The organism is Spirosoma utsteinense (genome assembly GCF_014282275.1).
Lineage (GTDB): Bacteria > Bacteroidota > Bacteroidia > Cytophagales > Spirosomataceae > Spirosoma > Spirosoma utsteinense.
This window is the reverse complement of the sequence record NZ_VFIA01000003.1, coordinates 267,233-279,476: the sequence shown is the minus strand read 5'-3', so window position 1 is coordinate 279,476 and position 12,244 is coordinate 267,233. Positions and strand designations below refer to the sequence as shown.

Below are 12,244 nucleotides of genomic sequence, written 5' to 3'. Positions count from 1 at the left end.
ACGCACCCGTTTGCCACTGTCCTTGCGGACCGTTCGACTTGCATGTATTAGGCCTGCCGCTAGCGTTCATCCTGAGCCAGGATCAAACTCTCCATCGTAAATAATTGTGTGACTACCGAAGTAATCACGATGTTTATAGCCTTGTTAATGCTAACCTTTTGATGTCAATACGTCAAAGAACTGTCTCTCTTTCGAGATGGAAGCCAACCGCTGTTGGCTTTTCTTATTATTTGGGAGTGCAAAGGTAAGGCACTCTATTGTCTTTGTCAAGAAAAAGTTGAAAAATTTTTCATTCAACTTTTTATACTCTTTTACCCTAACTTCTTGATAAGAAAGCACTTATATAATAATTACTTTCTCTCTTTCGTCGTTTGGGAGTGCAAAATTATGTGTTTAAAAATCGAAACGCAAGTGTTCTCCAAAACTTTTTCCATAATATTATTCAGCCTGTAGAAAGGGATATTCGAATGACTTCGACGATACGTACGTTTCTTTAATTGTCCGGGCTGATACCCAGCGATATAGGTTCAGGGCTGATCCCGCTTTGTCGTTCGTACCCGAAGCGCGAGCCCCTCCAAAAGGTTGTTGGCCAACGACAGCTCCTGTTGGTTTATCGTTGATATAAAAGTTGCCGGCTGCGTTTTGAAGGGTTTTTGATACATGCTCGATCACCTGGCGGTCTTTAGCGAAAATTGACCCTGTTAGGGCATAGGGAGACGTTGTATCTACCACGTGTAGCATATCCTCGAACGCCGAAGGCTCATATACATAGATTGACAAAACTGGTCCGAAGATCTCTTCGCACATTGTCCTGTAGGCCGGATCGTTCACTAAAAGTACGGTTGGCTCAACAAAATAGCCTTTACTACCGTCATAATTCCCCCCTGCTATTACAGTTACCTTCTCACTTTTTTGAGCCTTGTCTATGTAAGCCGTAATCTTCTTAAATGACCGCTCGTCGATAACAGCGTTAACAAAGTTGGTGAAGTCTTCGACCGCACCCATCTTGATCTGGCTCAAGAACAGCTTCATGCGAGCTTCTACCGCTGGCCAGAGTGTCGACGGTACGTAAGCTCGTGACGCTGCCGAACATTTCTGTCCCTGGTATTCGAACGCTCCCCGCACCAGCCCAGTAGCCACTTCATCTGCATCGGCTGATTCGTGAACCATGACAAAATCTTTGCCCCCCGTTTCGCCCACAATCCGGGGATACGTTTTATAAGCGTTGATATTGGCACCAATTTCACTCCAGATCGTTTGGAAAACCTTTGTACTTCCTGTGAAGTGAATACCTGCGAAGTCCGGGTGTTTGAAAATTACGTCGCCAGCAATGGGGCCATCGACATAAATAAGGTTGATCACACCATCGGGTAAGCCTGCTTCGTTCAGGGCTTCCATGATCACATTGGCCGACAGCACCTGGGTATAGGCTGGCTTCCATACCACCGTATTGCCCATTAAAGCCGCTGACGTTGGCAAGTTGCCGGCGATGGCCGTGAAGTTGAACGGCGTCAGCGCAAAAACAAATCCTTCCAGTGGACGGTACTCAAGTCGATTCCATACACCCGGTGATGAGTTAGGCTGTTGTTTGTATATATCCGAAGCAAATTGGACATTGAACCGGAGGAAGTCGATCAACTCACAGGCCGAATCGATTTCGGCCTGGTAGGCGTTTTTCGATTGCCCTAGCATCGTAGCCGCGTTAATACGGGCTCGGTACGGACCAGCTATCAGGTCGGCTGCTTTCAGGAAAATACTCGCCCGATGTTCCCAGGCAAGGTTGGCCCACGCTTCTTTAGCCGACAAGGCTGCTTCAATAGCTTGTTTTACGTGACTGGCATCCCCTTCGTGGAAATAGCCTAGCGTATGCTGGTGATCGTGTGGGGGAGAAATACGGAGTTTATTTTCCGTGCGGACTTCCTGTCCACCGATATACATTGGAATATCTGTCTCCTGTGAGCGAAACTCAGCAAGGGCTTTTTTGAGCGCTTCCCGCTCGCTGGAGCCGGGACGATATTCTTTTACCGGCTCGTTGACCGGTGGGAGTGCATTGAAAAATCCGAAAGACATGATGAGGTGTATGTTTTTACAAATTTATGGATTGCCTTACTTATCCACTACTTATCAACACTTTTCCACATTTTAGATTCCCTTCGAGTCTGTTGATAAGCCTGATTTACCGTACTTTGTTCTCTCATTTCGTATCGTCTATATGCGTTTCTATAGTACTAATAGTCCACAAACAACCGTGTCTGCTCAGGAGGCTCTTTTCCATAGCCTACCTGCCGACAAGGGTTTGTATATGCCCACCCCTTTGCCAGAACTGGGGGCCTCGTTTTTTGAAGATATTGCTGGTCAATCATTAGCTGATATTGGTTTTGCAATCAGTAAGGCCCTGTTTGGCGATGAAATCAGCACCGCAGAACTGGAAGAGTTAACGCATCATGCCTTCCCCTTCGATACGCCTGTTGTTGAATTGGAAACGGGTAAAATGAGTGTTCTGGAGCTTTTTCATGGCCCTTCGTTAGCATTTAAGGATGTTGGTGCACGGTACATGGCCGCTTTGATGTCGCATTATTCACGCCGTACCGATAAAGAAGTTAACATCCTGGTTGCCACCTCTGGCGATACAGGCGGAGCGGTGGCCATGGGTTTTCATAACGTACCGGGTGTTAGGGTATCCATCCTGTATCCCAGTGGGCGGGTAAGTGATCTACAGGAGAAACAATTGACTACCCTGGGTGGAAATATTCAGGCTTTTGAAGTTGATGGTTCATTTGACGATTGTCAGGCTATTGTAAAACAGGCTTTCGTTGATGCTGACCTGAACGATGCCCTTTCCCTGTCTTCGGCTAATTCGATCAATATATTCCGGCTCATACCGCAGGGGTTCTACTACGTTCGGGCCTACGGTCAGGTCCGGCAATACGGCAAACCAGTTGTGTTCTCTACGCCCAGTGGCAACTTTGGTAACCTTAGTGCCGGGGTTATGGTCCAGCAAATGGGCTTGCCTGTAGCGCATTTTATAGCAGCCACCAACCTTAATAAGGTGGTTCCCTCCTACATTCAGTCCGGGACTTACTTACCCATGTCATCTGTTGCGACGATTTCTAACGCGATGGATGTAGGCAGTCCAAGCAATTTCGTTCGGTTGGCTCACTTATACGGTGATGACCATGAACGCTTTAAAGCAAATATGTCTGGCTATTTTTATGACGATGAACAAACCCGGGCCGGTATGAAGCGAATTTATAATCAGTATGATTACGTTACTTGTCCACACACTGCCATCGGAATTATGGGTTTAGAGGCTTACTTAAGCGATAAAGACTCAAATGTTATGGGGGTCGCCTTAGCTACTGCACATCCCTCAAAATTCAAACCGCTCGTGGAAGAAGTGCTCGGTACTGAAATTGATGTTCCTGAACGTTTAGCCATTCTGGGCAATCGTTCTAAACAGAGTATCCGTATCCCGGCCGAATATGACGCATTCAAAGAGTCTTTACTGACCAGTGTTTTGTAAAGTTATCAACATCAGTTTCGAGTTATCAACATAAGAAAAGGGCCATTCTATGCAGAATGGCCCTTTTCTTATGTTGATAACTCGAAACCTAGTTCAGCACATCACCTCTCAGAGCCCGGAAACGTTTCCGGGCATCAGCGGTATATATACTTCCCGGATAGTTGGTCAGTACCTTCTGGTATGCTTCCATAGCAGCTTGCTTATCTTTCAGCCGCTCTTCGTAGATTTTCCCCAACGTGTATTGGGCATCGTCACCAAGGATGTCTTTCGAATATTTAGTCACAATAGTTTTCAGATCTTCCAGAGCCTCGGCATTTTTTCCCTGCTTTAGAAACGTGTTTGCCCGAAGCCATAGGATTTCGTCAGCCATACTGTGATCGGCATACTTTGTCCACATTTCATTTAAGTTATTCACAGCTTCGTCCGTTTTATTCTGAAATAGCATAAGCTCAACATCTGCGTAATGTCGCATGGCAGCTTCAGTGCTATCCATCCCTGTGTTATCCACAATCAACAGACTTAGCTGTTCAGCATCATTGGCAATTTCACGGGAAGTCGCCAGTTTCAACACGTCCAGAATCTCCTTAGCTACTGTGAAACTACCTTTGTAGTATTGAAGCTTTGCGTTTTTTAGTTTTGCTTCGTACCCCAGTAACTCTTCCTTCTGCGATTTTTCTACTTGTGAATAAAGGAGTGTAGATTCCCAGGGTTCTCCTTTCAGCAAGTACATATCACCCTTATCTAGCTTGCACTTATCCACAAAATTTCGGTCGTTTTTCCCCAAATCGATGGCTAGGTCCAGAACTGTGAGCGCCGTGTCTTTACTGTCTAAATAATTTCCGTACAAGTTAGCCGTGCTTCGTAACGCTTCGAGCGTTTTTGAATTCGTACCAATTTCCTGCAACATTTTCTGGTAGTCGCTAATCAGTTTTCGAATTTCTATCTTATCAACGGGGTAAGTATTCTTTACCTGCTCCTCCCGGGCATTGATTACCAGTCGGCGTGCAAATGGGTATAGCTGTCCTTGTGGATAAGTTGTTGTGATGTAGTCGAAGGCATCGGCTGCCGTTTTGTATTCCTTGTTGTTCATTGCCAGCATACCTAGGTCATAAACTCGGCTGCCGCTTAATTTCATTCGTTTGTCGGTCGCTTTCTCCTGCATGAGCGCCCGACTAAATTTCTGTTTCTGTACAAAATACCATGTCAGGAGTTCGTTGTATGCAAGTTCATTGGGTTCCTGCTGTATTTTGGCGTATAGCGCTTTTTCTACCAGCGGTTCATTTTTGGTATTTATGTATCCCTGCAAAGCTGCCAGGACAGTTTCTTTTTTATCTGTCTGTTTACTAGTCAGGATAATCTCATCGATCGCTTTTTCTGTTTGGCCAGTAGCCCGATAAAGGGCCATTAGCTCCTCGCTGTAAGACGATCTGTCTTTCGCAGTCTCCCGGGCGGTTTCGAGCGCGCGGATCGCCCAGCGGCTCTCTCCGGCTTCGGAGAAGGCTGCTGCAATTTTTTCAAGCCTGACAACGGATGATTTGCTGGATTGGATCGCTGCTGTATACTGGTTCTTCGCCTGAACGGTATCCCCTTGTTGTGATGCCAGCTGGCCGGTCAGCAATTCATAGAAAGGTCGGTTCGGCTCGTCACCGCGTTGTTGTCGGCGCAAATACTTTACGGCCTCGTCTGCTTTGTTGATTTTCTGTAGACTCACAACGTATCGCGACAGGCGTGCCCATGTCACTTCGCTTTTCAGCAGCTTGCCGTATTCGTTGGCCGCCTTCTCAAATTCGCCGGCTTTATAATATTCTTCGGCCAGTGTTGATGCAGCCCCACTAGTCCCGGTTTGCCCCTGAACAAGTCCGGCCGACAAAACCCATCCAAGAACGAAAATGACTTTTAACCTTATTAACATTTTATATAAAAGGTTATTTAAAGAAAGAACTATTATAACCATTGTGTCTGTGGATATGTGAACAACTAAGTTGTCCACTTTGTAACGATCGAAGTGTGGATAAATATACTATGTTATCAACTGGTCTTCTGAAAGTTATCCACTCGTAAGTTACTCATTAAAAAGAAAATAACAGTTTATCCACAATTAGTACGCTATTCAATTGTGGATTTGTGTATAAATTTTATGCACCAAACGGAGTGGGGAAAATCTGTTGAGCAACTGGTTGATATGTTGACCCTTCTCCACATTGGCAGGCATGTTGATAAACGATGTGGATTACTTCCCAGTTACTCCACACCCGGTCACTAACTTGTAAACAGGTTTTCCACCTATACATAGTAGTTATGCACATGGTTATGCACAGTAAACTTTCACTTTTTTAATTTAGAATTGACCTGTTTACCGGCCAACTATTACAGGGGTTAACACAGCGCCTATACGGTGACACATTGCAATTAATGTGCCTTCTTGAAAAGGTAGGTTAAGCTGGATGAGTTTCCTGTACGTTTGGCTTCAGCATTAGAGCTAAGCCCCACTCGTATGCTTTTCAGATAATCTGTTTTGCCGGTTTCGTAGCGGGTACTTAACATACCTATATACATGGCATCGAATGGCATTGGTCGTTGGTCTGCCAGTTGGAAACCGTGCTTGCTGAAAAGCGGCTTAATGGTTGAGGGAGTGAAGTGATGCAGGTGACGGGGTACATCATACGCTGCCCAGTATTCTTTATAATAGGCAGCATCGTATGAATCTGAATTGGGCACGGCAATCAATAGTGTTCCGTCCTCAGCCAGCAGATTCCAGAGTTGCGGAATGGCCTGGTTCAAATCAGGTATGTGTTCGAGAACGTGCCAGAGCGATATAATATCGAATGGTCCTGCCCCACCTAGCGCATCCAGGTCAGGCTTAATGACCACATTCAATTTCTGGGCCGAGATAGCCCGGGCATCCGGATCAGGTTCCATACCCATTACAGCCCAGCCACCTTTTTTACAAGTTTCCAAAAATGCACCTGTCCCACATCCTACATCCAGAATTGTACCTGATCCCTCATTCAGTTTGTTGATCAATGATAGTTTCGACTGTAGTGTATAGGATCGAACGGCCCGGTAAGCCGTGTTGATGATGCCCCCCCCTGAATCGTTGTGGGAAACATAGTCCTCAGATTTATAGAACGCCCCGATTTGCTCGGTGGTTGGCCGTGGATTGGTCAACCTGAAACCACAGCCAGTACATTCCTGAATTGTAAAATCCTGCTTACTGATTAAATAATCTTTGCAGGTTAAAAAGGGGGAAAAATGGGTATTACCGCAGACAGGGCATTGATCAATGGTTTCCAAATGAACGTGTAGACAAATTGGTGAATAAAAAAGAGCCCGTGTTTTATCTATTTTGACAGATAAAACACGGGCTCTGTTAACTATCGGCCCATATACACCAGCAGTATAGAAACGTCGGATGGGCTAACACCGCTGATGCGCGATGCCTGACCAATTGTCGAGGGCCTCAGGCGTTTAAGTTTTTCTTTACCTTCGAACGACAACGCTTTTAATTGGTCATAGTCGAAGCTCGATTGTATAGCCAGGCTTTCCCACTTATCTAGCTTGTCCACATTCTGGCGCTCCCGGTTGAGGTAATCCTCGTACTTGATTTCAATTACTGTTTGTTCGGCTATCTCCTCCCCTACCCTGGGCATATTGGGAATACGGGCTAATAACTCGTTTATTTCATTCTGCTCAAGCTCAGGACGTTTAAGCAGTGTGTATAAACTGCCTTTTTCCCGCAAAGGTGAACTTCCCTTCTCCTGAAGCCAGCCATTCACATCTTCAGGTTTCACTTTAGCGGCTCGGATGGCGCTGGTCAATTCAGTTACACCGTTTCGTTTGGCTATCATATTATCATAGCGGCTTTGGGAAGCTAGTCCTATAGCGTACCCTTTCTCGGTAAGCCGCAGATCGGCGTTATCCTGTCGAAGCAGTGTCCTGTACTCAGCCCGTGAGGTAAACATACGGTAAGGTTCCTCTGTACCTTTTGTGATCAAGTCGTCAATCAGTACCCCTATGTATCCTTCAGAACGTTTAACGGTGAATTCAGCTTCTTCCCGTACGTTTCTGTGGGCATTGATACCGGCCATCAAGCCTTGACAAGCTGCTTCCTCATAACCAGTTGTTCCGTTTATTTGTCCAGCAAAGAACAAGTTCTTCACCAACTGGGTTTCTAGCGTCGGCTTCAACTGGGTAGGAGGAAAATAATCGTATTCGACAGCGTAGCCTGGTCGAAACATCCGAACATTCTCGAAACCAGGAATTTTACGCAGGGCATCATACTGTACGTTTTCCGGAAGTGAAGTTGAAAAACCATTCACATAAACCTCTACGGTATCCCATCCTTCTGGCTCTACAAATATCTGGTGGCGATCTTTATCGGCAAATCGGTTGATCTTATCCTCAATTGATGGGCAATACCGAGGACCCAATCCTTTGATCCGGCCGGTAAACATGGGTGATTTCTCAAATCCATTTTTCAATTCATCATGTACCGTCTGGTTCGTATAAGTGATCCAGCAACTCCGTTGCTTTGTTAGCGCCGGTGTATTGGTGTATGAGAACTTACTGGGATTTTCGTCTCCAAGTTGTTCTTCCATCAAGCCATAATTCAGGCTCCTTCCATCCACTCGTGGGGGCGTTCCGGTTTTCATCCGGCCCGATTCAAAGCCAAGTTCCACTAATTGCTCAGTCAAACCAGTAGCTGCACGTTCAGCGGTACGGCCTCCGCCAAATACTTTTTCGCCAATAAACATCTGCCCATTCAGGAACGTACCGTTCGTTAGAACTACAGCGTTGGCTTTAAACTCGACACCTAATGCTGTTTTGACACCAACGGTTCGTCCGTCTTTCGTCAATACGCCAACGACGCTATCCTGCCAAAAATCAATATTTCTATTTTCCTCCAGCGTCTTGCGCCATTCCCAGGCAAACATATTTCGGTCGCTCTGGCAACGCGGACTCCACATAGCAGGCCCTTTGGAGCGATTGAGCATCCGAAACTGAATCATACTTTTGTCGCTTATGATGCCTGACATACCGCCAAGAGCATCAACCTCGCGAACGATTTGCCCTTTGGCTACTCCACCCATGGCTGGGTTGCAGGACATTTGGGCAATGGTTTGCATGTTCATCGTGACCAGCAAAACGCTTGACCCCATTGTTGCTGCGGCATGTGCTGCTTCACAACCGGCGTGACCTGCGCCCACCACAATTACATCGTAGGAAGAATACATTTCAGAATTTTTAAAAAATGTTTCACGTGGAAACTTTTCACAAAATTGATAAAACTTAACGAAATCGTGAAACAAGAAATAAAGATGGCAAATGAACAACAAAAAACGGTCGGCCTTTGTGCCAAAGCCGACCGTTGAACAGTGAAATCTATTTATTACTTACCGCCGAGCTTTTGCAAATACTGATTTGCCTGCTTTTTATAAAATAGATTATAATTAGGCGTTACTGACCGAAGTACTTCAACTTGCTTCGTTTTGTTGGTCAAGTTTGTAGAATCGAAAAACGTGGGTGAACTACGCTTGGCTGCTTTAGCTGCTTCGGCTTCACGGCGAGGATCTTCTTCCTGCTGTTTAAACGCCTTCTCAGATTCAAGCAACCGGGTTAAAATTTCATCCTGACGGTTAATCGTAGATGGATTGACCCGCTTGTTGACCAAGTCAGTTTCGGTTTCATCCATCTTTTTCATCAGTTCTTTAATCTGCTCTGCCTGTTGCTTTCCTACCTCAGTTCCTTTTGCATTCTCCTCCATCTTCTTGAGCAGGCTGCGAATCATAGCCTGTTGAGCTGCCATTTGGGAAAGCTCTTCAGATAATCCCCTGCCTGACTTACCACCCTTTTGCATTTCCTTCATCTGAGCGTTCAACTTCTTTTGCATCTCACCCATCCCCTCTCCTTCTCCGGGCTTCTTACCTTTTTTGCCGCCCTGGCCTTTACCCGGCATGGCCATAGCATTCATTTGCTGTTGCATATTTTTCAATACATCGCTAAGCATGAGGGCTAGATTATTGATCGAAGTCATGGCAAACTGCTGCTTAGACGCGGCCACGCTAAGCCGACGATCGCGCAATTGTTGTGTGCTCTCGTCCATATAAAACTTCATGTTAGTCAGTTCACGCGTTACAAACGATTGAATCTGTACAACCCGACTGGCTAACGCATTTAGACTATCCTCAATGATCTTGGCGTCGTCCTGGAGTTTAAGCTGCTCCTGAGAAAGCTTGGTAACCCTCGGATCCTGCAAACTCATACCCCTGAAATCTTTCATCACCCGCTCCTGGCCAAAGGATAGCGTGACAAGGTTGTCAAGTATGTTTCGCAGGTTATTCATGTTTTCCTGCAACTCCTCCATCTCCGATGATTCCATGGATTCCTGCATCGCCTTACTCATAGACCGCATTGATTTAGACGCTTTGCTCTGCGCTGGTGAAGCCTTTTTGCTCTGGTTCTTTTTGAGCTGTTCCATAGCTTCCTTCATCTCTTTCTCAATCTCATTCTGGTCTTTTTCGGAGGGTTCAGGCTTGTTCAACTCATCTTTCTCAGCCTGCTTGTCAATCTCTTTAAGCTGTTCCTGTGTATTCTTAAAGTCTTCCTGAGACTTCTCCTGCTGCTGCTGTTGCTCTTCGGTAGACTCGTTTTTCTTAGCGCTTTCTTCGGCCTGTTTATCTAACTGATCGGCCTGCTTTTCCAGATTTTCGGCCACGTTGTTGACCTTCTGCTCAAGCTGCATCTGTTTAAACAGTTTGAGCGCCCGGTCTAAATCACGCTCCATATTGCGCTCCTTACGACTCAACCGATCCAGCAAATCAGAAGCTTTATCATCCTGTTTCTTTTCGAGAAGTTGCTTGAGTTGCTCATAAAGCTGCTTCGACTCGGGATCCAATAATTCGTTGAACAGCTTCTGAAGCTGGTCCATTTTTTCCTGTGTCGACTTATTCTTCTCTGCAAAACGCTGTTGAGTTTCGTTCGTTTTCTGGAACTGCTCCTGAAGTTTCTGAACGTCTTTCATCAACTCTTCTCGCTTCTGAAGTACTTCCTGAAGTTGCTTCTTGTCCTGGAAGTCGGATGATTTCTTCGTACGCATCCGGTCTTCCATCGTCTTCAATTCCTTCTTAATCTCCTGAGTTTGGGATAGGGCTTTGTCAATTTGTTCCTCAGTTTTTTCGGCTGATTTGTCTACCTGCTTCTGCACTTCAGCATTAGAAGGAACAGCAAAATTCAGCTGGTTCGACCGGCTGGACTTGGGGCCATTTACTCCATCATTGTCCCATACCTGAACGAAGTATTCTAGCCGATCTTCCTGGCCCAGCTTAAGGCTGTCGAGCGACCAGTTATAAACAAAGTTTTGAGACGTGGTTGAACGGTTAACGGGAATGTCCTTCGAGTAGGCAGGTGAGCTTTTACCACCTCGTTTGATAGTATAGTTTAACCGTAGTTTAGAGAAACCATAATCATCCGATACAAGACCTGAAAGAGCAATATAATTATAGGTAACTGTATCCTGAATCTGATCGACCGACACTTGCGGAAAACGGTCAGGAACCACCTGCACATTATATTGAATTGAGGAGGGGGATTGGATCTGGCTATTCTTTAGTGAGACAGTATACTGCGAACTCTGCATTACGCGCCTTTTTAATACAAATGTATTATCATCGATCAATTGGGCCGGTACTGCTTTAGCATCCGAATTGAAGCGTAACAGAAGCGAATCTGTGTGGTCTGCGGCAAACTCCCAGTGTACAAAAGTGCCCTGGGGAACAAGAAGATTACCAACGTTAGCAAGCTCCTCAGAGGGCTTGTTCAGGTAGGCCGGATAGTCAAGTTTAACGTTGAAAGAAAGAACCGCTGGGCGATCGATTAGTGCAACTTTATAGGTTGGCGATTTAAACCCAACCGCTTCCAGATGGAAGTTTAGTTCACGCTGTAGGTTATTAAACGTATAAGTAAACTGCTCTCCCGAACGCTCGAGTTTGAAACGTGTACCATTGCTAACAACGTAAACGGCTTGTGGAAGTGCATCACCGGTTAGCTTGACAGACAAAGGAAAATCTTCGTTCCGGAAGGTCTTCAACGATTTATTCTGGATGACAAACTGGAAGGGAGCCTCCTCAACAAACTCTTTATTGTAGTTCACCAACCGACTTGAGGACTTGGTGAAAAAAGCTGGGTTGACAACCAGTATCAGCAGGATAAGAACAAGAGGTGGAATTGCATACTTCAGAAACTGGCGGTTATGACTGATCTGGATAGCAGATGAAAACCGGTTGATGAGCAGTTGATTTGACCGTTGGTTCAAACTGGCCTGAAGCAGATCAGACTGATCGGTAGCTATCCGCTGGAGTTGCAACGTGTTTAATAACTTATCCCCCACCTCAGGAAAGTAAGTGCCTATTTGCCGAGCCGCTTCATCATTGGAGAGCGGCTTATTCAAGCCATATAAGCTCATAAGCGGCCGAATAATAAAACGATATAATCCGTAAGCCGCCGTAAGTACAAAGCCAAAAAACAAAGCACCCCGCCCGGTCGAGTTGAAGCGGCCGATGAATTCAGCGGTATTGACAAACAGATAACCCACGCCAAGTAGCGCTACAAAGAACAAAGTACCTTTGACCAGTTGGTTCTGAAAATACCGCTTTTTGTATTCGTCGATCCGCTCGAGTAATGTCGTATATGCGTTTGAAGCCTGCATGAATATAGGAGTTGACC

6 protein-coding genes and 1 rRNA gene are annotated in these 12,244 nt (G+C 45.7%); 1 reads left to right on the top strand and 6 read right to left on the bottom strand.

The genetic code is table 11. The features are described 5' to 3' along the window. Both FH603_RS03625 and pruA read right to left on the bottom strand, forming a co-directional pair. A 16S ribosomal RNA gene (locus FH603_RS03625) occupies nucleotides 1-98 on the bottom strand; the annotation flags it as partial. A 340-nt stretch (nucleotides 99-438) separates the two neighbouring features. Then, the gene (pruA, locus tag FH603_RS03620; RefSeq protein WP_186736091.1) at nucleotides 439-2,070 is read right to left on the bottom strand and encodes an L-glutamate gamma-semialdehyde dehydrogenase; all 1,632 of its coding nucleotides are present in this window, start codon (nucleotides 2,068-2,070) and stop codon (nucleotides 439-441) included. A gap of 142 nt (nucleotides 2,071-2,212) precedes the next feature. On the opposite strand from pruA, the gene thrC reads away from it, so the two are divergent. Then, the gene (gene thrC / locus FH603_RS03615; protein WP_186736090.1) at nucleotides 2,213-3,523 is read left to right on the top strand and encodes a threonine synthase; all 1,311 of its coding nucleotides are present in this window, start codon (nucleotides 2,213-2,215) and stop codon (nucleotides 3,521-3,523) included. An 88-nt stretch (nucleotides 3,524-3,611) separates the two neighbouring features. Here the strand turns inward: thrC and FH603_RS03610 are convergent, their stop codons facing one another. The 4 genes from FH603_RS03610 to FH603_RS03595 form a co-directional block, all read right to left on the bottom strand. Beyond that, a complete protein-coding gene (locus FH603_RS03610; protein ID WP_244967986.1) occupies nucleotides 3,612-5,477 on the bottom strand; it encodes a tetratricopeptide repeat protein in 1,866 nt (621 codons plus the stop codon). Nucleotides 5,478-5,932: 455 nt separating this feature from the next. Continuing rightward, a complete protein-coding gene (locus tag FH603_RS03605; RefSeq protein WP_280529199.1) occupies nucleotides 5,933-6,691 on the bottom strand; it encodes a class I SAM-dependent methyltransferase in 759 nt (252 codons plus the stop codon). Between the two features lie 206 nt (nucleotides 6,692-6,897). Further along, a complete protein-coding gene (gene mnmG / locus FH603_RS03600) occupies nucleotides 6,898-8,757 on the bottom strand; it encodes a tRNA uridine-5-carboxymethylaminomethyl(34) synthesis enzyme MnmG (protein ID WP_186736107.1) in 1,860 nt (619 codons plus the stop codon). Nucleotides 8,758-8,912: 155 nt separating this feature from the next. Continuing rightward, a complete protein-coding gene (locus FH603_RS03595) occupies nucleotides 8,913-12,227 on the bottom strand; it encodes a DUF4175 family protein (RefSeq protein WP_186736088.1) in 3,315 nt (1,104 codons plus the stop codon). Nucleotides 12,228-12,244: the final 17 nt, after the last annotated feature.